The sequence below is a fragment of the Brenneria goodwinii genome, from assembly GCF_002291445.1.
In the GTDB taxonomy this organism is placed as follows: domain Bacteria; phylum Pseudomonadota; class Gammaproteobacteria; order Enterobacterales; family Enterobacteriaceae; genus Brenneria; species Brenneria goodwinii.
Window position 1 is genome coordinate 2,872,527 of sequence record NZ_CP014137.1, and the last position, 23,417, is coordinate 2,895,943.

Annotated in this window: 17 protein-coding genes; 8 read left to right on the forward strand and 9 right to left on the reverse strand. The window is 55.9% G+C overall.

What is annotated here, in order from left to right; translation table 11 throughout:
* The first annotated feature begins 43 nt into the window (after positions 1–43).
* Positions 44–526, forward strand: a complete 483-nt coding sequence (ybaK, locus tag ACN28R_RS12870) for a Cys-tRNA(Pro)/Cys-tRNA(Cys) deacylase YbaK (protein WP_048635764.1) — start codon at positions 44–46, stop codon at positions 524–526.
* Between the two features lie 53 nt (positions 527–579).
* On the opposite strand, the gene yjiA is transcribed toward ybaK, so the two are convergent.
* The 4 genes from yjiA to ACN28R_RS12890 form a co-directional block, all read right to left on the reverse strand.
* Complete coding sequence (gene yjiA, locus ACN28R_RS12875; RefSeq protein WP_095834609.1) at positions 580–1,542, reverse strand: GTPase; 963 nt, start codon at positions 1,540–1,542, stop codon at positions 580–582.
* A gap of 15 nt (positions 1,543–1,557) precedes the next feature.
* Positions 1,558–1,761 carry a YbdD/YjiX family protein gene (locus ACN28R_RS12880; RefSeq protein WP_048635766.1) on the reverse strand — a complete coding sequence of 68 codons (204 nt, stop codon included), beginning with the start codon at positions 1,759–1,761 and terminating at the stop codon, positions 1,558–1,560.
* A gap of 186 nt (positions 1,762–1,947) precedes the next feature.
* On the reverse strand, positions 1,948–4,101 hold the full coding sequence (locus ACN28R_RS12885) for a carbon starvation CstA family protein (protein WP_095834610.1): 2,154 nt from the start codon (positions 4,099–4,101) through the stop codon (positions 1,948–1,950).
* A 389-nt stretch (positions 4,102–4,490) separates the two neighbouring features.
* A complete protein-coding gene (locus ACN28R_RS12890; RefSeq protein WP_095834611.1) occupies positions 4,491–5,405 on the reverse strand; it encodes a LysR family transcriptional regulator in 915 nt (304 codons plus the stop codon).
* 127 nt (positions 5,406–5,532) lie between these two features.
* Between ACN28R_RS12890 and ACN28R_RS12895 the strand changes: the two genes are divergently transcribed.
* From ACN28R_RS12895 to ACN28R_RS12920, 6 genes are all read left to right on the forward strand, one after another.
* Complete coding sequence (locus ACN28R_RS12895; protein ID WP_095834612.1) at positions 5,533–6,318, forward strand: 5-oxoprolinase subunit PxpA; 786 nt, start codon at positions 5,533–5,535, stop codon at positions 6,316–6,318.
* A 21-nt stretch (positions 6,319–6,339) separates the two neighbouring features.
* Positions 6,340–6,588: an acetyl-CoA carboxylase gene (locus ACN28R_RS12900; protein WP_048635770.1), complete on the forward strand. Its 249-nt coding sequence runs from the start codon at positions 6,340–6,342 to the stop codon at positions 6,586–6,588.
* A gap of 23 nt (positions 6,589–6,611) precedes the next feature.
* The gene (locus tag ACN28R_RS12905) at positions 6,612–8,000 is read left to right on the forward strand and encodes an acetyl-CoA carboxylase biotin carboxylase subunit (RefSeq protein WP_048635771.1); all 1,389 of its coding nucleotides are present in this window, start codon (positions 6,612–6,614) and stop codon (positions 7,998–8,000) included.
* A gap of 1 nt (position 8,001) precedes the next feature.
* Positions 8,002–8,883 (forward strand): 5-oxoprolinase subunit B family protein, encoded by an 882-nt coding sequence (locus ACN28R_RS12910; RefSeq protein ID WP_095834613.1) that lies wholly within the window; start codon positions 8,002–8,004, stop codon positions 8,881–8,883.
* Positions 8,873–9,850, forward strand: a complete 978-nt coding sequence (locus tag ACN28R_RS12915) for a 5-oxoprolinase subunit C family protein (RefSeq protein WP_095834614.1) — start codon at positions 8,873–8,875, stop codon at positions 9,848–9,850. Before ACN28R_RS12910 ends, ACN28R_RS12915 begins: the two co-directional genes overlap by 11 nt.
* Positions 9,851–10,005: 155 nt before the next feature.
* Complete coding sequence (locus tag ACN28R_RS12920) at positions 10,006–11,331, forward strand: purine-cytosine permease family protein (protein WP_095834615.1); 1,326 nt, start codon at positions 10,006–10,008, stop codon at positions 11,329–11,331.
* A gap of 138 nt (positions 11,332–11,469) precedes the next feature.
* Here the strand turns inward: ACN28R_RS12920 and ACN28R_RS12925 are convergent, their stop codons facing one another.
* Positions 11,470–13,401 carry a choice-of-anchor I family protein gene (locus ACN28R_RS12925; protein WP_095834616.1) on the reverse strand — a complete coding sequence of 644 codons (1,932 nt, stop codon included), beginning with the start codon at positions 13,399–13,401 and terminating at the stop codon, positions 11,470–11,472.
* A 265-nt stretch (positions 13,402–13,666) separates the two neighbouring features.
* On the reverse strand, positions 13,667–15,319 hold the full coding sequence (gene ushA / locus ACN28R_RS12930) for a bifunctional UDP-sugar hydrolase/5'-nucleotidase UshA (protein ID WP_048635777.1): 1,653 nt from the start codon (positions 15,317–15,319) through the stop codon (positions 13,667–13,669).
* Between the two features lie 699 nt (positions 15,320–16,018).
* Between ushA and ybaL the strand changes: the two genes are divergently transcribed.
* Complete coding sequence (gene ybaL / locus ACN28R_RS12935) at positions 16,019–17,704, forward strand: YbaL family putative K(+) efflux transporter (RefSeq protein WP_048635779.1); 1,686 nt, start codon at positions 16,019–16,021, stop codon at positions 17,702–17,704.
* 175 nt (positions 17,705–17,879) lie between these two features.
* On the opposite strand, the gene ACN28R_RS12940 is transcribed toward ybaL, so the two are convergent.
* Genes ACN28R_RS12940 through ACN28R_RS12950 form a run of 3 tightly spaced genes read right to left on the reverse strand, consistent with a single transcriptional unit; the run spans position 17,880 to position 23,386 of the window.
* Entirely contained in the window at positions 17,880–18,887 is a 1,008-nt protein-coding gene (locus tag ACN28R_RS12940) for a family 8 glycosyl hydrolase (protein WP_095834617.1), read from the reverse strand.
* Between the two features lie 18 nt (positions 18,888–18,905).
* Positions 18,906–19,400, reverse strand: coding sequence for a cellulose biosynthesis protein BcsD (gene bcsD, locus ACN28R_RS12945; RefSeq protein WP_095834618.1), 495 nt, complete (start codon positions 19,398–19,400; stop codon positions 18,906–18,908).
* A gap of 2 nt (positions 19,401–19,402) precedes the next feature.
* Positions 19,403–23,386, reverse strand: coding sequence for a cellulose biosynthesis protein BcsC (locus ACN28R_RS12950; protein WP_095835799.1), 3,984 nt, complete (start codon positions 23,384–23,386; stop codon positions 19,403–19,405).
* Positions 23,387–23,417 lie beyond the last annotated feature (31 nt).

Here is a 23,417-nt window from a genome sequence, read left to right on the forward strand (position 1 = left end):
CGAGGTGAAAGAACAGGATATCGCCCGTAAGGATATTTGAATCATGACACCGGCAATTAAACTGCTTGAGAAAAACAAGATCGCATTTACTTTACACAGCTATCATCACGACAGCGACGAAACGAATTTTGGCGAGGAAGCGGCCAAAAAACTGGGGCTGAACAAAGAGCAGGTTTACAAAACGCTATTAGTCTCGCTGAACGGCGATGCCAAGAATCTCGCCGTGGCGGTTACGCCCGTCGCCGGGATGCTGGATTTAAAGAAAGTGGCCCGCGCGCTGTCAGCCAAAAAAGCCGATATGGCCGACCCGGCCATCGCCCAACGCGTAACCGGTTATCTGGTTGGCGGCATTAGCCCGCTGGGGCAGAAAAAACGCCTGCCGACCGTGATTGACGAAGCGGCGCAACAGTTCAAAACCATTTTTATTTCCGGCGGCAAACGCGGACTGGATATCGAACTGGCGGCGGAAGATCTGGCGCGTCTGTTAGAGGCGAAATTTGCCGACGTCGCCAAGCATGAGGGCTAAGTAATACACGCTAGAAGGCTGCCCGCGTAGAGCAGCCGGAAAACCTAAAATAATCATTCAGCCAGACGGGCAAAGCCGTCGCGGATTTCCTGCTCGGGCAGATCTCTGCCGATGAAAACCAATACGCTGCTTCTTTCTTCGTCATCCCGCCATTCCCGGTCCCAGTCGGCGCTGTACAGACGTTGCACGCCTTGAAACAGCAGACGGCGCGCGTCGCCGTTAATCGCCAGAATCCCTTTGTAACGCAATAAACTATCGGCGTGATTCAGCAGGAAACTTTCCATCAGATCAGAGACCGCGGCAAGCTCAAGCGGGGTATCGAGATGAACAACGATAGACTGAATATCATTTTGCGCAGGGGCGATAAAGCGGAAGGTCGGCGTATTCAGCGCCAGTTTATCGTTAAGAATAAAGCCTTCAATATCAAATAAGACGCTTAAATCAATGTCTCCGTTCACCACGGAATAAATCGGCGCTCTGGCGTTAATGCGTTGCAGACGCTGGATCAGCGCCTCGTCTGCGCCGGCGATATCGGTTTTGGTCAGCAGAATGCGGTCGGCATAGCCGATCTGCGACTGGGCAATCGTAAACCGATCGAGTTGCTGTTGAGCGTGTACCGCATCCACCAGCGTAATGATGCCGTCCAGCACGAAACGCTCGCAGATAACGTCGTGGGAAAAGAAGGTCTGAGCCACCGGGCCGGGATCGGCCATGCCGGTACACTCGATCACCACATGGTCGAAATCCAAGGTACCGTCGTCGATGCCGTCCAGTAAATCCAGCAGCGCATCGGCCAACTCATTGGCCTGACTGCAGCAGATACAACCGTTGCTCAAGGTGGTGATTTTGCTTGCCCGTTCACCGATCAGCGCATTATCGATAGGCACTTCACCGAATTCGTTTTCAATCACGGCGATCTTATAACCATGATCGGCATTGAGCATATGCCGTAATAAGGTGGTTTTACCCGCCCCCAAAAACCCGGTCAGAATAGTGACATAGAGAGGTTGAGTCATAACAGCTCCGATTTGCTAGCAGCAACGCATTCCGCCTTTGCCATCGCCGCCGTAACGCGCCTGCTGGCGTTCGCGGAAAAATTCTTTATACGTCATCACCGGCTTATCAGGGTGATTGGTCTGCATATGTTGTACATAGGTGTCATAGTCAGGAATACCAACCAGCATACGTGCCGCCTGGCCTAAATACTTCCCTGCCTGTCCCAGATTGCCAAACATAATTACCTCCTGAAAAACGCCGAATCAGCAACACTCGTCATTCCCGAGCTATCCCCATCATTCCCGCCTACGGCCGCGGGCATGACGTTTTTTATCGCTCTGCGCGTTGCCCGTTCTTCGCCGCGCGATAAAAGCAACCCCGTATAATGTTTATACATTATACGGGGTAATTAGGATATCACCCGCTTAGTGGCTGGATGAAATCTTCACGCCGCCTTCCGGAACAGGAACGTATGGCGTTTCTTGATCCGTACGCTTAGGATTTTTGTGCGCCTCCAGCGCGGCTTTGATGCCGTAAGCAATGATGCTGTACACCACAATCAGGAATAGAATGCTCAGACCGGCGTTGGTGTAGTTATTGATAACGATATGGTTCATGTTAGCGAGCTGCTGGGCGGTTAAGTCCGCGCCGCCTTCAGCCATCTTGCCCTTGAACATGTTTGCCATATAGAAGAAACCTTCAAGCTGCGGATTGTTGCTGAACAGCTTAAGCCCCAGCGCCCAGGTGGTACAAATCAGCAGCCAGATTGCCGGCACCAGGGTTACCCAGATGTATTGTGTGCGTTTCATCTTGATCAATACCACCGTACCCAATACCAGCGCCACGGCGGCCAGCATCTGATTGGAGATACCGAACAGCGGCCACAGACTCTTCACGCCGCCCAACGGATCCACCACGCCCTGATACAGCAGATAGCCCCACAGACCCACGCACCCGGCGGTACCGATGATCCCGGCAACCAGCGAATCGGTTTTCTTCAGGAACGGTACAAAGTTACCCAGCAAATCCTGCAACATAAAGCGACCGGAACGCGTTCCCGCATCCAGCGCGGTCAGAATAAACAGCGCTTCAAACAGAATACCGAAGTGATACCAGAAGCCCATGTTGGCGCCCGGAATAATCTGATGGAATACGTGCGCAATCCCTACCGCCAGCGTCGGCGCACCGCCGGCGCGGTTCAGTATGGAAGGTTCGCCAATGTCTTTCGCCGTTTGCATAATCAGCTCTGGCGAAATGACGAATCCCCACGAACTGACGGTCGCCGCCGCGTGAACAGAAACTTCCTGCAACTGCGCCAGAATCGCCGGCGCATCGGCCGTTCCCAACTGATGCAGGTTAGGCATGGTGATCCCTAACGCCGCCGGCGGGGTATTCATCGCAAAATACAGGCCCGGTTCAATAATGGATGCCGCAACCAGCGCCATCACCGCCACGAAAGACTCCATCAGCATGGCGCCGTAACCGATGAAACGGGCGTCGTTTTCGCTAGCCAGCAGTTTCGGCGTGGTGCCGGAGGCAATCAGCGCATGGAAACCGGATACCGCGCCGCAGGCGATGGTGATAAACAGGAAGGGGAACAGCGTGCCTTTCCAGACAGGCCCAGTGCCGTCAACGAACTGGGTAACCGCCGGCATTTTCAGATCCGGGTTCAAAATCACGATCCCGATCGCCAGACCGACAATTACCCCGATTTTCAGGAAGGTCGCCAAGTAGTCACGCGGAGCCAGAATTAACCATACCGGCAACAGCGCGGAGACAAACGCATAACCAATCAAGGTGAAGGTGATGGTGGTATCTTTAAAGGTTAACGCCGGACCCCAGTACGGGTCATGCGCGATAACGCCGCCAAACCAGATCGCCATCACCAACAGCACGATACCGATCACCGAAACTTCGCCCACGCGTCCGGGGCGGATAAAGCGCATATAGATGCCCATAAACAGCGCAATCGGCACCGTTGAGCAGACGGTAAATACGCCCCACGGACTTTCCGCCAGCGCCTTAACCACGATCAACGCCAGCACCGCCAGAATGATGATCATAATTAAGAAACAGCCGAACAGCGCGATCGTTCCCGGCACCGGCCCCAGCTCTTTCTTGACGATTTCACCCAGCGAGGCGCCGTTGCGGCGCGTGGAGAGGAACAGCACCATGAAGTCCTGCACCGCACCGGCCAGCACGACGCCGCCCAACAGCCACAGCGTGCCCGGCAGGTAACCGATCTGCGCGGCCAGCACCGGTCCGACCAGCGGCCCCGCACCGGCGATGGCGGCAAAATGGTGACCGAAAAGCACATTGCGATTGGTTGGAACATAGTTCAACCCATCATTATTCACCACGGCCGGCGTCGCCCTGGTAGGGTCCAGCTTCATGACCTTCTGCGCGATATACAAACTGTAGTATCGATAGGCCACCAGATATACGGCGACAGAGGCGACAATAATCCATAAGGCGCTGACATGCTCGCCGCGGCGTAGTGCGACCACGCCCAGACAAGCAGCCCCGATGATCCCCAGGATCATCCAGGGGATGTGTTTAAGAATGGTACTGCTCTTCATAAGACATCCTTCATAAAAGTCATAATTATTTGATTTTGATGTTTATTAAATAAATCAACGTGATGACTATATTCATCACGCAGTGGGTCTGGATAAAAGGGAACGAGGTGGATGCAGCAATGGAGGCAGTACGGAGAACGACAACAGGCCGGCTTGGCGCGCCAACCGGTCTACCGGATTGAAAACAGGATTACGGATAAGTGAAAATACCAATGAAGTCGTCATCATGTTCCGCCGAAACACTGCTGGTGGCAGGACATTACGTCAGCGCCGACAGACGAACTATCGCTATTTTGCTAGCCGGTAGTATAGCGAGCTAAGCGGTTAGAATCGTCGGGTGAACGGTTGACGGGAGAATGCCGCTTACCGCTCCGTCACGATAAGCGGCGTCAACGCCGGGAAAAATTAAGCTGCGGCGTCAGAAAGGCGTGACGGAAATATTGGCGGATAGCCTGCATCGCCGGGGTAAACTTGGCGTCGCGATGCCAGGCCAATCCGACGCTCATCGGATGAACGGTATCTTTCAAAGAACGGGTTTCAATGCGCCGCCCTTCCAGCGACCAGGGCCGATAAACCAGATCGGATAAAATCGCCACGCCTGACCCATTGGCCACCATACTGCGCACCGCTTCCACCGAGCTGGTGCGCAGCATGATGCGCGGGCGATATCCGCTCTGGTCCCAATAGCGCATGGCGCTGTGATCCGCTTCATCAACCGTCAGCATGATGAACGGTTCTTTCGCCACATCGGCCAGACTCACTTCCGGCTTATCGCACAGCGGATGACGGCTAGGCAACCATAAACGCCGCTCGGAGTTGAATAACTTTTCCGAGGTGATTTCCGGGTGAGTAAGATTCGCGGTCAACACCAGCGAAATATCAAAAGAGCGATTGATCAGCCCCTGCTCAATGTCGCTACGCTCCCGTTCATTCAGGTTGATGGTGATATGCGGGAAACCGTAGGCCAGGCGTTGCAGATGAAACGGCAGAAAGTACCCCATTACCGTATAGCTGGCCGCCATATTCAGCGCGCCCTGAGTGCGATTATCCGTAAGCGGCACCATCATCGCGTCATCGACGCTGCGCAGAATGGAATAGGCGTGATTAAGAAAATAACTGCCGTTTTCAGTCAGCGTCATCCCATGAACCGAACGCAGAAACAGCTGTTTCCCCAGCATGCTTTCCAGCTCTTGAATCGCCGTGGTCACGGCCGACTGTGAAATATTTAAATGAATAGCGGCTTGAGATATTTGCCCTATCTCAGCGGTCGCGACGAAATAACGGATTTGGCGAAGTGTGATCATACTTTTCTCTTATTGTTGAAGCGTTCTGTTTTTCAGATATCAAGTTATCTAAAAATACGTCTTCCCGAATGGAAAAAATTCACTCTATATTATTTTTAAACAAAGCCATCACAAATAAGAAATAATTATGAAATATGAAATCGATCTGAATTCCGATATGGGTGAAAACTTCGGTCCATGGGCCATCGGCGATAACGTCGATAAAGAAATTATGCCTTATATAAGTTCCGCCAATATTGCCGCCGGATTTCATGCCGGCGATCCCAATACGATTAACCAGACAATTGAATTAGCGAAATATTATGACATTGCTATTGGCGCGCATCCTGGCTTTCGCGACCTGGTGGGTTTCGGACGGCGGAATATTAATATGCCGCCACAGGAATTAACCAATGACATTATCTATCAATTAGGCGCATTACGCGAATTTGCTACGCTACATCGATTACCGTTACAACATATAAAACCGCACGGCGCACTGTATATGCATTTATCGCGGGATCAGGCCGCCGCGCAATTTTTTGTGGAAACGCTGCACAGGTTGGCGCCCGATTTATTGTTGTACTGCATGCATAACTCGGCGGTATGGCAGGCGGCCAAAAAACTACAACACCCTGTTATTTGTGAATTTTATGCCGACAGGGATTATGACCGCAGCGGGTCGATCGTGTTCACCAGACGGGTGGGTCGACTCGATCCTGAGCAAGTGGCGCAGAAAGTATTACGCGCCTGCCGGGAAGGAAAAGTCCGCACCATTGAAGGAGACGACATCCCGGTCGTATTCGATTCGGTCTGTATTCACAGCGATACGCCGGGCGCGCTGGCATTAATAAAAGCCATCCGCGAACAGCTTCATGCCGCTGATATTAATGTTAAATCGCCAGCCAGAATAATTTCTTATCCAACAGAGTAAAAATTTTAAGGGAATCCAGAGATGAAAGAATATGAAGTACGTTCCCCTTTACCCGGTATTTTTTACCGTCGTCCCGCGCCGGATGCCGCCGTTTTTATTGCAGAAGAAGATGTTGTTAATGAAAACACCGTCATTGGTTTAATTGAGGTCATGAAACAATTCAGCGAAGTTTATGCGGAACAGGCCGGTCAATTAATCTCGTTTAACATCAATAACGGCGACGCTGTCGAACCAGGGCAGGTAATAGCCATCATAAAAACGAATAGATAAAGTCAGCAATACAGGAGACGGAGATGGAAACACCAATAAAAAAACTACTTATCGCCAATCGTGGCGAAATAGCCGTCAGAATTATCCACGCGGCCAAAAGCCTGGGCATCCCCACGGTGGCGGCATGCAGTGACGCGGATGCCGATGCTCTGCCGGCCCGTCTTGCCGATGAAGTCTATATTCTTGGTCCGGCGCGCGCCGATCAAAGTTATCTGAATGTGGATGCGCTGCTTCAGGGCGCCCGTCTCTGCGGCGCAGACGCCATTCATCCGGGGTATGGTTTTCTGTCTGAAAACGCCGACTTTGCTCAAGCGGTGGAACAAGCCGGATTGCGGTTTATCGGCCCTACCCCGCAAACCATCCGCATGATGGGAGACAAAGCCGTCGCCCGGCGCACCGCGCAGGAGGCCGGCGTGCCAGTGGTGCCCGGCTCCACCGCCGCATTGGGCAATATTGACGCAGCGCTGCAATGCGCCGAAGAGATTGGTTATCCGCTGCTGATTAAAGCGGCGGCCGGCGGCGGCGGCCGCGGCATTCGCGTTGTCGCCAACGCGGCGGAACTGGCTCGTGATTTTCCCATCGCTCAGAACGAATCCAACGCCGCATTCGGCTGTGGCGATGTCTATCTGGAACGCTTTATCCAGCATGCCCGGCACATTGAGGTGCAAATACTCGGTGACGGAGAACGGGTCATCCATCTCTATGAGCGGGAGTGTTCATTGCAACGGCGGCGGCAGAAGATATTTGAAGAAGCCCCGTCGCCGGCGCTTTCCCCGGTTCAGCGCGAAGCCATTTGCCATAGCGCGCTGCAACTGGCGCAACAGTTGCGTTACCGAGGGGCGGGAACGTTGGAATACCTGTTCGATGAAGATAGCGGTGAATTCTATTTTATTGAAATGAACACCCGCATTCAGGTGGAACACCCGGTGACGGAGATGGTTACCGGCGTCGATCTGGTGCAATGGATGCTGCGTATCGCCCAGGGCGAAAAACTCAGCCTGCGTCAGCAGGATATCGCCCTCAGCGGCAACGCCTGCGAAATGCGAATTAATGCCGAAGACCCGGACCGCAACTTTTTCCCCTGCCCCGGCGTGGTGGAAAAGCTGCTATGGCCGCAGGGAGACGGCATCCGTATTGATAGCCATCTGTTCAGCGGTTACCGTATCCCGCCCTATTACGATTCCCTGTTGGCCAAACTGGTGGTGCATGGCCCCGATCGTCGGCAAATGCTGGCGCGCGCGGAGCTGGCGCTGCGCCAATTGCGCCTGACGGGGATCGTCACCACACAATCTCTCCATCAATGGCTGATAGCCGATCCGCGCCTGCGCGCCGGGCAATTTGATACCACCGCGCTGGAAGAGTGGCTGAAAGCGCGCGCGCAGGCCAAGACGCCGATTTCCCGGGGGGCTTGATATGGAAAATACCGCAATCCGTTACAGCTTTGGCGGCGATGAACATCTTTTCGCCGAAATTGATGAAGCGATGTCGCTATCCGCCTTCTTTCGCGGTCTGGCGATCACCCGTACCGTCGAACAATGGGCGATCCCCGGCGTTCTGGATATTTGTCTGGCGAATGCCTCTTTTCAGATTCGCTTCAACCCGGATATTGTCGCTCCCCAGGCGCTGCTGGATACCGTCCAAAAGGCGGAAAACCAGGCGCAGACGGTGAATAGGCTTGAGACGCGTATCATTGAAATCCCGGTGCTGTACAACGATCCCTGGACGCGCGAAACGCTGATGCGCTTTCGCGATCGCCATCAGGATCCCGGCGTCACCGATCTGGAGTACGCCGCCAGTATCAATGGTTATCAGGATATCAATGCTTTTATCGACGCCCACAGCGGAACGCCGTGGTTTGTGTCGATGGTCGGATTCGTCGCCGGTCTGCCGTTTATGTTCCAGATGGTCGAGCAGGAAAAACAGATTCAGGTGCCCAAATATCTGCGTCCCCGTACCGATACGCCGCGCCTGTCGCTGGGACACGGCGGATGTTTCGGTTGTATCTATTCGGTGCGCGGCGCCGGTGGTTATCAGCTATTTGGCGTCACCCCCGCCCCCATTTATGATCCGCAGCAAAGTTTGGACTATTTCCGCGAATCGCTGGTGTTTTTCCGCGCCGGGGACATCGTGCAGTTCAAGCCTATCGACCCGCAACGCTATGACGAGGCGATACAGGCGGTTGAGGCCGGAACCTTTAATCTGCGTATCCGGCCCGTAACCTTCGAGCTGGATAAATTTGTCGCCGATCCCGCTGGCTATAAACACTATCTCCAGGAGGTGCTGCATGCAGATTAATGTCCTCAAACCCGGACTGGCGACCTCGGTACAGGATACGGGGCGTGAAGGCTATTACCATCTCGGTATCCCGCCTTCCGGCGCTCTGGATCAGTATTCTCTGCGCATGGCGAACCTGCTGGTGGGAAACCCGGTATCGGCCGCCGTACTCGAAATCACGTTGCTGGGGCCGGAGCTGGAGTTTACCGGTGAAGGATTATTGGCCCTGTGCGGGGCGAGTATGAAACCGCAATTGGACGGCGTGGAAATGCCTATGCATACCGTCTTTAGCGTCAAGGCCGGGCAGGTTCTGCGCTTTGGCTACGCCGCCACGGGTTGCCGCAGCTATCTGGCCGTGGCGGGCGGAATTGACGTACCAGACGCCTTGGGAAGCCGTTCGACTTATACATTGGGCGCGTTGGGCGGGCATCAGGGGCGCCGTCTGGCGGCGAACGATGTGCTTCCCGTCGGCGCGCCGGCGACAAAAGCCAAACCGGGAACCACCGTACCTGAAGATTGTCTGCCGGCGTTCAGCAAGGATGTCCTGCTGCGCATGGTGCCCGGTCTGTATATCCACCGCCTCACCCCGGAAGCGACGGAGCAGTTTTTTGCCGATAGCTGGTCGGTATCGACCGAGGCGGACCGTATCGGCTATCGCCTGAAAGGCGGCAGCCCGCTGGCCTTCCAGCCGCGCACGCCGCCGTTTGGCGCCGGATCCGACCCATCCAATATCGTCGATGCCTGTTATCCGATTGGCTCGGTGCAGGTGCCCGGCGGATTGGAACCGATTGTTCTATTACGTGATGCGGTATCCGGCGGCGGTTATATGACGCTGGGAACGGTGATCGGCGCCGATCTGGATATTATCGGCCAATTACAGCCCAATTATCGCGCGCGTTTTGTACCGATCTCGCTAGAAGAAGCAATGGAGGCGCGACGGCAATATCGTCAGCGTCTGGATCGGCTTGAGCATCTATTGGTGAACTAGAGCTACACACGCCGGGCGTCTCTCTCATTGGTTTTGGTCTGCGCCAAAACGGTATGCGCCAAAACCAAGGGTTTGCTCGTCCCTGATACCGACAATCCCAGTCAGGCTTACCCTTGCCATCCGGCAAGGTACGGCCTGATTTCTGGAGGTGTACAATGGCTGATTTATCTCAAATTGAAGGTACGCATACCGCCACATCCGCCGAGACGGTCACCGATACGGAGCGAATGGGGAAACTGTCCCTGACGATGGCCTGGTGGGCCGTATGCAGCGCCATTTTTTATATCGTGGTCGGGGCGTCGCTGGCGCAGAGCTATGGCGCCAAAAACGCCATTATCGGCATGGTGCTGTCGGTGATTAGCTATGGTTTGGTGAATGCGGCGATTAGCCGTTTCGCCATTCGCAGCGGTTTATCGGTTGCGCTGTTTTCCAATCTGCTGTTCGGCCGCCTCGGCTCGGCGCTGGCCACGCTGATTTTCTTTTCTACCGCCATCTACTACGCGGTGTTTGAAGGGGCGGTGATCGCCTATGCCATCAATCATCTCTTCCCCCAAATCTCCTACTACTGGACCGCGCTGGTCGTGGTGTTATACAGCGTGCCGCTGATTTTCGGCAGCGTACAGCACTGGCTGGATAAATTTAACGGCTTTTTGCTGCCCTTTTACTTGATTGGCCTGCTGCTCACCGTATTGGTCGCCATTAATCACTATGGCTATCAGCCGCAATGGCTGAACTTTGGGCCGGAATCGCCACCGGCTTACGGCTGGTGGAACTGCTTCACCTACTATATGGGGGTGTGGATCCTGATGATGTATACCTTCGATTACGCCCGCTTCGGTAAACAGAAAGACAGCGACTATCATGCGCAGTTTAACTTCGGCATGCCATTCTACCTGATCACGTTTCTACTCAACGGCGTGGCCGGTATTTATCTGGTCAGCAACTTTGAGCAGCAAGGCGGCGTGAGCGAGGTCGCCGTGGTGGTGGCGATATTGAATTTACTGGGATTATGGGGATTGCTGTTTGTTTGGATCACGCAGACCCGCATAAACACCGCTAATTATTATCTGGCGACGGTGAATATGCAGGTATTTTTCGACCGATTGTTGCGTATCCGTTGTCGTAAGATCGTCTGGGCCTGTATTGTCGGCGCAGTGGTGTATGTATTGATGCTGGCGGATATTTTCGCCTATATCCTGCAAGCATTGGCTTATCAGGGCGTGTTTGTCGTGGCATGGGTCGGCGTGGCGCTGGGACATATTTTTTCCGGCGCACAGACGTCGCTTCAGCATAGCGAACGGACATTCAGCGTGCCTGGGCTTAGCGCCTGGTTTTGCAGCGTGGCGGTAGGTATCGCGCTGATGCATGGCGACGCCGTACTGCAATCATTTTCCGCGCCGGCCACATTCGCGATCGCCCTGTTGCTGTACAGCTTCTGGCCGCGTCAGAAAGACATGACGGAAATTGGCGACACACGGTAATGCTAAGGGTTACTCCCAACCTGCCGCGGACTGCGCAAACGAACGACAGTCCGCGGACAGCGGAATCGACGAACCCCCAGCGACCCGCCGCGGCAAAAACAAGCAACGGGCGCAGGGGAAAAGGCATGGTTGAGCGCATCAATAATTCAGCTTCAGGCGATATACCGCCGTTGTGCCGCTGACCTCATATCCCACCAGCAGCAACGGTTCGCCATTGGGCGACTGTTCGGCCGGCACGAACGCCAAACCTTCCGGCCCCAAATCACCCACAGCCGCGCCCTGCGTCTTCCAGTCGAGCGATTTTAGTTCCTTCGTAGTCCAGTCGGTGCGGGTATTGATGTAATCCTCAAGCACGGGCGCCCGCGGATTGGTCACGTCATAGACCAACACGCCGCCGAAACGCTCCAAACCGACAAAAGCATAGGTCTTCCCGCCGATGCTGCCGAGAACCACGCCCTCCGGTTCCGGTCCTTTATCATCGCTGCGGTTGTCCAGACTGGCGCCTGCCTCATGATTGGCGTTAAAAAATGCTTTGCATGGCACGCTGTTGCCGGCGGAACTGAGTGCGCACGCCTTGCCGCTGCGCGTGTTGATCTGGTTGGCGAAGAATTTTTCGAAATCGGCCCCTGAATCCCAGACCAATATACCGTTAGCGTCCCGAATCGACACCGAACGTCCGCCATACGTGTACAGCGCGTCATACATCAGGCGATCGCCGTGCGCATCCTGTTCCCCGCGCGTATTGAACAACACCGGTTTCCCCTGGGCATCCCGGCGGTAACCTTCCGTCCAGGTGACTTTCAGGCGTCCCAGTTTGTCATCCGCGCGGCAATCGCCGGCATCCCCGGCTTTGGCGCCGCAATAGCCGAATATTTGCGGATTGAGCAGCGCGCCGGCGGCAAACTGACGCAATTGCGGCGGCAAGTCGTCACCCGCGCGGCGGTCGAATCCTTTCTGATGCACCAGATGCTTGACGCGAAACTCCTCCACGAACCCCTTGCTGGCGTCGCCCGCCCAGTAGGCATCGTTATCTTCGCCCCACGCCCGCGCATCGCCTTCATTGGCGGTCACCAAATACGTGTTGCCGTCCGCCGGGGCGGTATAGGCGGCAATGCTATCCGGCAGGTATAAACCGCGCAGGCCGGGCCAGGTGCGGATATCCACGCCGACCAGCTTGGGATCGCCATCGCCGTCGGAAACATCGATTTCATTGCCGGTCTTGCCATGATCTTTGAATCCCAGCGGCAGAATATCTATGACGCTAGCCTTGGCGATATCGATTTTCGCCAAGGCGTTGTTTTCCTGCAACGTCGCCCAGGCGGTTTTCCCATCGTCCGCCACCGCGATATATTCCGGCTCCAGATCCTGCGCTACGCTGGCATTGGGGCCGTAGATACGTACGCCTTTACCGCGCAGTTCGTCGGCGCGATCGTTGAACGCGCCGAAAGCCGCCGTGCGCACTTCCGGACTGGCGGGATTGGCGACATTGATAATGCTGACGGAACCCTCGGGATCCTTGCTGTAATCATCATTCGGCTCGCCTTCGTTGGCGACCAGCAGCGTTTTGCCATCCGGGGTAAACACCAGGTTATCCGGCAGCGCGCCGACTGCCACATGGCCGATCAGTTGCAGATCGGCAGCGTTATAAAGCGCCACCCGCCCCGGCTCGGTCTTGTCGCCGGCTTCGATGGCCAGCGCCACCAGCCCGTTTCGCACGGCCACGCTGTTAACCTCGGAACCGGGCAGGATATTTTCGGTTTTCAGCGTCTGCAGCAGTTTGGGGTGGGCCGGATCGGACAGGTCGAGAACGTCCAGCGCTCCCGCCAGCGCGTTGACGACGAAAGCGCGTTGGGAACCGGCATCGTAATTGACGATTTCAGCCGCACTCTTTCCGAAGACGCCCGCCGCGTAGCCGCCGATTTTTTCCAGCGCGATACCGGTTGGCGACGCCTCTGATGCGGGTTTGCCGACGGCGGTTTCGGCATGGGCGGAGGCCGCCATGACAGCGGCCAGGATGGCGCCTAGCGCCGAGAGCCTGAAACGGCGCGGTGGTGTAGGTAAGTCATTCATGAGTGCGTTTCCCTAGAGTGTATTAATTTATTTAAGCTATCAATTATCGGAGCAAGACTCGTTTTTAACCGGGAAAGGCTACAGTTTTATGACACTCATACATTGAATAGATAACGACCGATATAACGATGGCGGAGGCAATGCGCGGATAACCGTGGCTGATTGATTGGACGATTTTCGCACGGTTTTGCAAAAGCGTTTCAGCAGGTAAAAAAACGGCGACCGTCATCTTCATGATGAAGACAAAAACCGCCGTATGTGTCATTTATTTATAAACAATCTCGCCCTTTGGTTGATAGGCGGCCGCATCCAGCGGCGAGTTTTTCTCGATATATTGTTTCAGCACATCCGCATCGATAAATCCGGTATTCACATAACCAGGGAGATTATCAATGCGTGGATACGCATCCCCGCCCATAGCGTTAAAGTTCAGCGTGGACATCCGGTAGACTTTATCCGCCTGCAATGGCTCGCCTTTAATTTTCACATCCTGTACGCCTTTACCGTCCGCCGTCAGACTGACGTTAAGGAACTGCGCATAGGCGCCGGAATCCACAACCTTATTCGCCACCACGGCCAGATACTTCTCAACATCACTGCCCTTCATATCCACATAGACCAGCGTGTTGGCGAACGGCTGCACTTTCAGCACATCTTTATAGGCAATATCACCGGACTCAATGGAATCACGTATGCCGCCGCCGCTCATTACGGCAAAATCGGCATTGGCGCGTTCAAGCTGAGCGGTCAACACTACCCGGGCCAAATTCGTTTGGTGAAAACGAACCTGATTGCGATCGCCTTCCAGTTTGCCTTTGACGCTTCCCACTTTAACGCCAAGCTGCTCGTGGCCTTTTTCCTGGAACGGCGTCAACATTTTCAGCATTGACGAATCCTGCTGAATTTCATGCGTATAGAAAACCCGTTCGCTTTTGCCGTCTGCCGTTTCGACGTTTTTCTTCAGGTTGACCGGGATCAGCTGATAGTGTTCCAGCTTCAGTTCGCCATTACGGAAGGTGAAATCCGCACGGCCGACATATTTGCCCCACTCGTGAGCCTGAACGATCCAGACGCCATTCTGCCGGTCAGGCGCACAAGGCGTACCCGGCACATAATCCACCTGTTTTTTATTCTCGCTGGCCATACAGACCGGATCCTGCGAATGGCCGCCGACAATCATATCCAGATAGCCCGCGGGTATGCTGCGGGCCATTTCGACATCGCCAGGCGCATTGGAACCGTGATTACCGTCGTCATAGTGGCCCATGTGCGTCGCGGCGATGATAACGTCGGGTTTCTCGTTTTGACGCAACGCTTCGACGACCTGCTTCACTTCCACGGCGGGCTTACGAAATTCCATGTCGGTAAAATATTCAGGATTGCCTAATTTGGCCGTGTCGTCGGTAGTCAGGCCGATAACCGCGATTTTAACCCCTTGCTTGTCAAATAAGGCATACGGCTTAAATAACCGTTGATTGGTGCTTTTTTGATAAATATTGGCGGAAAGCAGCGGGAAAGTCGCCCATTTCTCCTGCTGTCGCAGGACAGAAAGCGGATTATCAAACTCATGGTTGCCCAGCGCCATGGCATCGTAACCGACCATACTCATGCCGCGAAAATCGGGTTCGGCGTCCTGTAAGTCCGATTCTGGAACGCCCGTATTGATATCCCCGCCGGAAAGCAACAGTACGCTGCCGCCTTTACTGGCGACCTCCTGACGAATCTGGTCCACCAGTGTTTTTTGCGCCGCCAACCCGTATTCGCCATAATCGTTGTGCCAAAAATGCCCGTGGTGATCGTTGGTATGAAGAATGGTGATGGAATAACTTTTATCTTTTTCCCAAGCCATTGCGCCATACGGCGCCAACACCAGGGATATCGCCAAAGCGCATCCCAGTGTTTTTATTGAAAAACGCATTAAAATCTCCGTGTCTTAAAAATACCCATGTAGAAAAACTTTACCTGAGCAAACGCGCAAAGCGCAATGACGAGTCATGGGCGGAATCGCCATCGTTCGGGCGCTAACAACTCATCATAGACGCAGATTATAAAGAACACATCGCGGGCTGTTCTCCGCCTGTCTTCAGGTTGTCACGAATTTTTCATAATATAGATTGTTCGTCCAAATAATTGGTCGTCAGGCCTTTTATTCCCTATTTTCTATGGTTCCCGATTGGCTGATAGCATTTTTTTATTGAACGGCCGGATAAATCGTAAGGTATCCTCATTAAGAAGCAAGCTTCCTATTGATAATTACGCATGTTTATCAATGCTTATCTGAGGAAACTATGTTTAAATCTGTGTTATCATGAGAATATGCTGATAAGCTAACATTTTTAGCAAAATACCAGTTTTTCCCAAGCAACATTTCTCCATATACAATAGAATTTATGTGTACCCAATAGATTTCAAAGTGTGGAAAGGCGGCAACAGAGCGACAAATTGGTCGGGAACGAATTTGCCGGTGAGAGACAGGATGTCTTTCATTAATCCCGATGAACTTACACCCGTAAGCGCGTTGAGGAAGTAAAAGAAAGCCAACATACCTACAGTTTGAAAGTTGAAAGGGATAAGAAGTCCGCTCATTCACGTTTCATACATGGTAAAAGGAGTCGGGATGCATGCTGCAACACCTCTAATTTCAACGATTGCCGGAGGGCTTGTTCTTGCCTTCCTTCTCGGTATTCTGGCGAACCGCCTGCGCATCTCCCCTCTTGTCGGCTATCTTGCCGCCGGTGTGCTCGTCGGTCCCTTTACCCCAGGATTTGTCGCTGATACCTCACTGGCGCCGGAGCTGGCCGAACTCGGCGTCATCTTGTTGATGTTTGGTGTTGGTTTGCACTTTTCTCTGAAAGATCTTATGGCGGTAAAATCGATCGCCATTCCCGGCGCGATTGCCCAGATCGCGGTAGCGACGCTGCTTGGGATTGGGCTTTCCTCCCTGCTGGGCTGGAGCCTGCCGAACGGCCTGGTATTCGGTCTCTGTCTTTCCACCGCCAGTACCGTTGTCCTATTGCGCGCGCTGGAAGAACGTCAGCTTATTGATAGCCAACGCGGTCAAATCGCCATCGGCTGGCTGATTGTAGAAGATCTGGCGATGGTTCTGACGCTGGTTCTGCTGCCCGCCTTCGGCGACATGATCAGCTCGGAACATGCCGATACCAGTAAGCTACTGCGCGATCTGGCGTGGACCATCGGTAAAGTTATCGCTTTCATCACATTGATGATTGTCGTGGGCCGCCGCCTGGTTCCCTGGGTGCTGGCCAAAAGCGCCAGTACCGGTTCCCGCGAACTATTCACGCTGGCGGTGCTGGCTATGGCGCTGGGGATCGCCTTCGGCGCGGTAAAACTGTTTGACGTCTCCTTCGCCCTGGGCGCGTTCTTCGCTGGCGTCGTGTTGAATGAGTCGGAACTCAGCCAACGAGCGGCGCACGATACGCTGCCGCTGCGCGATGCCTTTGCGGTACTGTTCTTTGTTTCCGTCGGAATGCTGTTCGACCCGATGATTCTGATTAACGAGCCGGTGGGAGTACTGATTACGCTGGCTATCATCATCTTTGGTAAATCAGCCGCCGCCTTTATGTTGGTCCGACTCTTCGGTCACTCCAAGCGGACGGCATTAACCATCTCGGCCAGCCTGGCGCAAATTGGCGAGTTCGCCTTTATTCTTGCCGGGCTGGGCATTGCGCTGGGGTTGCTGTCCGAAGAGGGGCGCAGCCTGGTATTAGCCGGCGCGATCCTCTCCATCATGATCAACCCGGTCCTCTTTACCCTGCTCGAACGTTATCTGGCTAAAAATGAAACCATCGAAGAACAGATAGTGGAAGAAGCCATTGAGGAAGAAAAACAGATCCCTGTCGATTTGTGTAATCACGCCCTGTTGGTCGGTTACGGACGGGTTGGCAGTCTGATCGGCGCCAGACTTCATCAGGAAGGTATTCCGGTCGTGGTAATAGAAAATTCACGCGCGCGCGTCGACGCACTGCGTGAACAAGGCATCAAGGCGGTGCTCGGTAATGCGGCCAAGCCGGAGATTATGGAAATCGCCCGGCTGGATTGCGCGCGGTGGTTGCTGCTGACGATTCCAAACGGCTATGAGGCCGGGGAAATCGTCGCGGCCGCGCGTGAAAAACGCAGCGATTTAGAAATTATCGCCCGCGCCCATTATGATGATGAAGTCAGCTACATTACAGAACACGGCGCCAACCAGGTGGTAATGGGCGAGCGGGAAATTGCCAATAGCATGATTACGCTGCTCAAGCTCGAAGACGTACCGGCAACGCCGCAGGAATGCCCCATCTGAGGTTAGACAGGCGGGTGGGAACCCCGCCTATCTATATACCAATAGATTTCGAGTCGCAGACAAAGCGTTGTCGTTTTGAACAATGCGAAGCGTTGCCCCTTTACCGGCGAGGCCCAGGAAAGGGCCAAGTAATTAGGCAGCCAACGCACCTGTAACTTGAAAGATGAAGGGCATACTAGCGGATTGCCCACCACGCCAGCAGATGCAGGCTGGCCGAATAATAATCCTCTTCCACCAGCAGCCGATCGCTGACCAGCTTATCCTGCCCCAATGTGATATCGCGAATCGCCATCATTCCGCCGGTGAGCGGGTATTCCGCCTGTTCGCCGGTGGTAACATTGACCCATGCCGGCGTCTTTTCGCGCATAAAGCGCTGCCAATAAAGACGAAACGGCGCCATTGCGCGCCCGTCTATCCGCGCCCAACGCAGATAGAGCGGAATGCGCACCGCATCGAAACTAAAACGGGGCGGCCAGCCGTCGGCCGGCGTCATCTTTCCATCGGTGTTCAGCGTCACCCAGTCGGCAGGCAACGGCGGCTGACCGAAATTCATCCGGCTCAGCAGGCGCAATGCGTCCTGCTGCAGGTCAGACCACACTTTCAGGCGGCTGTCGCGATAGAAAGCCTGCCAGGCCGGAAACAGGAAATAGGACGGATTGAGGTTGACAGAGTCGGTGTGATTAAAGCCGTTCATGCCGGGCAGCATGACCTGGTAGCCGGCAAAAGCGACTACCGTATGCTTGATCAGCGCCGCCTGGATCTGACGCGATTCGACGCGATATTCCGGCGTCTGCCATTTATCCGCGGCCAGCAGCAACGCCCACGCAATAAGCGTATCGCCGTCGGAGGCGTTGTTTTTATCGGTGACTTTCTCCTTTGCGGCCGGATCGTAACGCCAGCAGAACAAACCGCTTTCCGGCTGATACAGCGTGTTTTTGGTCCAGCGCCACAGGCGGTCGAAGGTGGTCCGGTCATCATTGAACACCGCCAGCAGCAGCGTGAACCCCTGCCCTTCAGTATGACTAATATTGTTATTGCCGGTATCCACTACCCGGCCTTCCGGCAAAACATAGCGCTGCTTAAACTGGCTCCAGCCGTTGTCCTGCTCCTGAGCCAGCGCCATCCCGGACAGCACCCCCCATAGCAGCAATAACGAAATGCCTTTCATCCATCGTATGGGCATGTCAGTCGCTCCCTGGCCTTACAAGCCGCCTTTATAGAGGAAAATTAGCGTGCGCTCTGAAACGTTAGCCGATTGCCCGCGCACGGCGACATGCGGATGACCGCCCTGGGCCTGCAGCCATTCGCTGTAGACGCCTTCCAGCACGCAGGAGAAAGCCCGACGCCAGCTCCGCTCTTCGTTATGCGGTGCTTCGGACGACAGCAGCATCGGCCACGCCTGATGCAGTAGGGTCAATGCCTGCTCCGCCGGTTCGAGCCTGACGAATCCCCAGTCGAATTCGGCCAGCCGCTGGTTGATGCGATCTTCCAATTCGCCCAGCGTCAAACTGGCGGCCAGGGGATAGCGACGGGCAAAATGTTTACCGGCCAGCCGCAGAAAGGCGCTGGCGTCGGCTTCATCCGCATCGGAAAAAATGCCGGCGAACAGAACCTGTAACAGATCCTGCCAGCCTGGCTTTTGCTGTTTGTACTGATAATACTCAAGCTGCTGCGCCACGGGGTCATACGCTTGCATAGTTATTTCCCATCCAGTAAATACCTGAAATAGACCAATGCCGTGCTCTCGGAATAATCACCGAAGGTATCGTAGCCGGCCTGTCCGCCTATTATCATGTTTTTATTGAGTTTATAGCTTCCCTCGGCTTTCAGATTATAGCCAATGCCGCTCTGACTCTGGCCGGAATACCAGGCTTCCGTGCCATAGCCGGCGGCCACCAGCCCTTCCAGTTCAGACTGCAGCGCCGGATCATTCGGGAAATACGCACTCTCTTTCTGAGAGTATGATTGATAACCGACGGCTCCGCTGAGTTTATAGTTCCAGTTGTCGTATTGCTGGCTGTATTCCACCGGGAACGACACGCTGACGTAATCCTGCGGGCTGAAGTAGCCGCCCTGGCCGTAGCTGAAATAGCTCAGATTTTTGGAGAAATTCATATAGCTGACGTTGACGCCCAGTTTCAGTTCCCGATCGTCATAGCGGTAAGGGCGAATATACATGCCCGATGAAGTGGTCAGCCCCTTATTGCTGGCGACGTTATCGCCGAGGTAGCTGTAATAGCCCAGGCCGGTATAGAAACCAGCGTCGCCGTTGTCATAGCCAAGATTGACGCTGCCGCCGTTGCGCGTGACGGCGCCCCATTTTTTCCCGCTGAACCTGTCGCGCACGCCGACATACGACAGCAGGCTATCGGTCACCGGCCGCCGCTCGGCGTTCAGGGTCAGCGTGGTGTAGTCGCTCAGTTTCGGCGACCACTGCGCCCCCCCCACCAGCGTGTTCGTATCCTGGCCCAGCGGCGTGGTGCCGATATCCGTTTTATAGCTGTCGCCGGCCAGCGCCAGATTTAGCTCAACGCCGTTGGCCTTTTGCGCGCCGGGCGAGGCGGCGTTGAAATCGTTGGGGCCGAATGTTTGCGCCGTGGTGACGTTACTGTCGGCCAGCTGTTTAGCTATATAGGCTTCGCTCGCCGCGCTTGTCGCCGCCAGACATTCCGAGGAGGTGGAACTGACCGCGCAAGTCGTATCCTGGTTGCTCTTTAGCGTCTGGTAGTTGGTATCCGCGGCTACGGCGGCCTGAGCGGACTCCGTCGCCGCCTGCGCAGAGGCGGCGGTTGACGCTTGCGCCAGCTGTGCTTGCTGCAACGCGCCGGTGCCGAAACGGTTGCTGGTGGTGCCGGTCGGCGTGCCGGCATTCAGCGTTAACGGCGTGACGGTAAAACTCAGGCGCGAGGTATCGAACGGCACGCCGGACAGGCTAAGCGGCGCTTTGGCCTCGGTCAGCTTGCTCAGGCCGTTTTCCCCGTCGCGCCCGCGCACGCTGACGTTGCCCTGCGCCCAACTGGCCTCTCGTCCCTGCACTTCGTCCAGCAGGCGATCCACCTCGCGCAGCGTCGCATTCTCCGTATTGGCCGCTGCGGTCTGCGTCGCGCCGCTGGTCAGATCGTAGCGGTTTTCCGCCTGACGCGGCGACAGCTGCCAGGGTAGAATCTGACCGTAAGCCGACGAACTGCGGCTGGTGCGGGTCTGCTGGTTGATAAACGGGTTGTCGGTTATCGGCAAACCGGCGATGGTTGCGTTGCTGTCGGCGCCCTGCAGGCCAATCATCTGCCCTTTGGCCGAACGCAGCAACGCCAGCGCCTGTTGACGATCGCCTTCCGCCTGCGCCACCCGCGCCGCCAGCAGCAGGCGTTCCGGCGTGCGCGGTCCGCTCATACCGGCCATCAGCGTTTTCGCCCGCGCCACGTCGCCATTGGCCAGCGCGACGTTCACCGCGCCTTCGCGCGCCTGCTGATTTTGCCCATCGCGCCGCAACAGGTAGTCGTAGACCTGACCGGCTTCCCGATTCATTTTGCCGGACTGATACAGACGGCCCATCGCCAGCATCAGATCATCGTTCTGGGGATCCTGCTGCAGGGCGACAATCAGTTTGTCGTATGCCGAGGCGTATTGCCCCTGCTCGCGCAGTCTGTCCGCCTCGTTGATGATCGAGCCGGTGCGCAACCGGCTGATATCCACCGGCGAACTGCGGCTCTGGATGGCGGGATTATTCAGCCAGGCGTCGGCCTCTTCCGTCAGACCAGCCTGATTCAGTACGTTAAGCTGAGCGGCATAATCGCCGGCGTTGCCCTGCACGCCGCTCTGCATATTTTGCCGCACCAGGCGCACCGCGTTTGCGTTGTCGCCGGCCTGCTGCAACGCCAGCGCCAGGTTGCCGAGATCCGCCGGCGCGCCGGGCGGCGTTCTGGTCAGTTCATGCAGAAGCGCGGCCGCCGCCGGCTGATTGCCCTGCTGTAAGTAAAGGCGAGCCTGCGCCATCCGCTGATTGAATTCCACCCTCCGGGCCAACGCCGCCATTTCTCTGGAGCGCCGGCTCGGCGCGATGCGCGCCATCAGCGCGCTGGCCTCCGCCCAGCGTTCATTATCAGCGGCGAACAGGGCGGCCACGTACAGGCTTTCACCGGAGACGCCCGGCTGCGCGAGCGGCGCCACCATCGACTGAGCCTGCGCGTCGTTGCCCTGCTGTTGCAGAATGCGGGCGATATCCAGCCGCACCCAGGGATTGGCCGGTTGCCTTTGCTGCGCCTGTCGCAGTAGCGTCAACGCGCGTTCGGCGTTGCCGGCCTGCAGCGCCAGCGCGGCATCGCGGCGCAAAGGCTCGACGCTGGCGACGCCTGAAGAACTCTGCGGCCGCAAACTGACGGGCAGACTTTGCAGCACCTGCTGCGCTTCCGCCGTTTTCTGCTGCTGTTGCAGGCTGTAGTACAGACCGAGGCGCGCATCATTGTTCTCCGATGCGCCGGCAAGAATGTTGCGGTAAGCCTGTTCGGCCGCCGCCGCATCGCCTTTTCGCCGCAGCAGGTCGGCCCGAAACAGTTGGGCGGCGATGCCGCGTTCGCCGCTTTGCTGGCTGAGCGGCGCGCTGAGGGCCAGCGCTTCATCCAACGCGCCGCTGGCCGCGGTCTGTTTCGCCTTGTTGAGCTCGCCATAAAAACGTGCGTCCTGCGCCAGCGCCACCCAGCGCTCGCGGTTCGGCCCGCCGATGTTTATCGCCTGGTTAAGGTAATTCTCCGCGCCGACGAAATCTTCATTGCGCAGCGCGATAAAACCCAGCCCGGCCAGCGCATCGGCATCCTGCGGCTTCTGCGCCAGCAGCGCCTCGAACTGGCTCTTCGCCGTGCTCAGATCGCCGCTTTGCAGCGCGGCGTACCCCTGACCAAGACCGATACCCGCCAGATTGCGTTCATAGTGCGCCAGGACGTCCCGATCCCCAGGGTTACGCTGCTGGTAGTCACGATAGAGCGATTCATCACCGGCCTGCGGCGTCATCCACAGCAGAGCCTGCTTCAGAGCGGGATCGGCCCCGTCGACGTTCTGCGCCGCCAGCGCGGCCAAACGGTTGACCCCGTCGCGCCGGGTCGTTTCGTCGTAGGTCAGAATACGCGCCAGCGCGAGCTGGGCCGTACTGTCGTCAGGGTGCGCGGCCAACCAGCGCTGCAGACCGCTGATAGCCTCCGGCCGCGAAGCGGGGAGACCGGCCATCGTCTGATAATATTCGACCGCCAGACTATCCAGCGGCTGCGCCCCTTTAAACAGGGCGCGATAGCTTTCAATGGCGCGAGCAAAATCGCCCTGGGCCGCTAACTGACGGGCTCTGGCCAGTTGCGCGGGAGGTATCGACGTCAGGGCGCGCGCGTTATCCAACCTATCCAGCCTGCTGTCGCCCGGCGACAAGGCGGCGAGTTTCTGGCGCCAGGACTGCGCCGCCGCGTTGTCGCCGTTTTGCTGAGCGTACAGCGCCAGCAGGTACAGCGCATCGACGTTATTCGGTTCTACTTCCAGAATCTTATTTAAGGACTCATTGGCCAGATCGCTATGCGCCCTTTCGTGCCAGTACGCCGCCTGATCCAGCAACGCCTTAATCGCCGGACTGTTCTGTGCGGCCACCGCCATGACTGGCAGCATCAGCATGCTCACCATCGTCAGATAGCGCGTTTTCCGCCTCATTTTTTGTTTCGCTTTTATCATTACTGGTACC

Coding starts and splice junctions, on each gene's coding strand:
- yjiA (WP_095834609.1), bottom strand. CDS start 1,542: ATGACTCAACCTCTCTATGTCACTATTCTGACCGGGTTTTTGGGGGCG.
- ACN28R_RS12915 (WP_095834614.1), top strand. CDS start 8,873: ATGCAGATTAATGTCCTCAAACCCGGACTGGCGACCTCGGTACAGGAT.
- ACN28R_RS12910 (WP_095834613.1), top strand. CDS start 8,002: ATGGAAAATACCGCAATCCGTTACAGCTTTGGCGGCGATGAACATCTT.
- ACN28R_RS12950 (WP_095835799.1), bottom strand. CDS start 23,386: ATGAGGCGGAAAACGCGCTATCTGACGATGGTGAGCATGCTGATGCTG.
- ybaL (WP_048635779.1), top strand. CDS start 16,019: ATGCATGCTGCAACACCTCTAATTTCAACGATTGCCGGAGGGCTTGTT.
- ACN28R_RS12940 (WP_095834617.1), bottom strand. CDS start 18,887: ATGCCCATACGATGGATGAAAGGCATTTCGTTATTGCTGCTATGGGGG.
- ACN28R_RS12890 (WP_095834611.1), bottom strand. CDS start 5,405: ATGATCACACTTCGCCAAATCCGTTATTTCGTCGCGACCGCTGAGATA.
- ACN28R_RS12905 (WP_048635771.1), top strand. CDS start 6,612: ATGGAAACACCAATAAAAAAACTACTTATCGCCAATCGTGGCGAAATA.
- ACN28R_RS12895 (WP_095834612.1), top strand. CDS start 5,533: ATGAAATATGAAATCGATCTGAATTCCGATATGGGTGAAAACTTCGGT.
- ACN28R_RS12900 (WP_048635770.1), top strand. CDS start 6,340: ATGAAAGAATATGAAGTACGTTCCCCTTTACCCGGTATTTTTTACCGT.
- ybaK (WP_048635764.1), top strand. CDS start 44: ATGACACCGGCAATTAAACTGCTTGAGAAAAACAAGATCGCATTTACT.
- bcsD (WP_095834618.1), bottom strand. CDS start 19,400: ATGCAAGCGTATGACCCCGTGGCGCAGCAGCTTGAGTATTATCAGTAC.
- ushA (WP_048635777.1), bottom strand. CDS start 15,319: ATGCGTTTTTCAATAAAAACACTGGGATGCGCTTTGGCGATATCCCTG.
- ACN28R_RS12920 (WP_095834615.1), top strand. CDS start 10,006: ATGGCTGATTTATCTCAAATTGAAGGTACGCATACCGCCACATCCGCC.
- ACN28R_RS12880 (WP_048635766.1), bottom strand. CDS start 1,761: ATGTTTGGCAATCTGGGACAGGCAGGGAAGTATTTAGGCCAGGCGGCA.
- ACN28R_RS12885 (WP_095834610.1), bottom strand. CDS start 4,101: ATGAAGAGCAGTACCATTCTTAAACACATCCCCTGGATGATCCTGGGG.
- ACN28R_RS12925 (WP_095834616.1), bottom strand. CDS start 13,401: ATGAATGACTTACCTACACCACCGCGCCGTTTCAGGCTCTCGGCGCTA.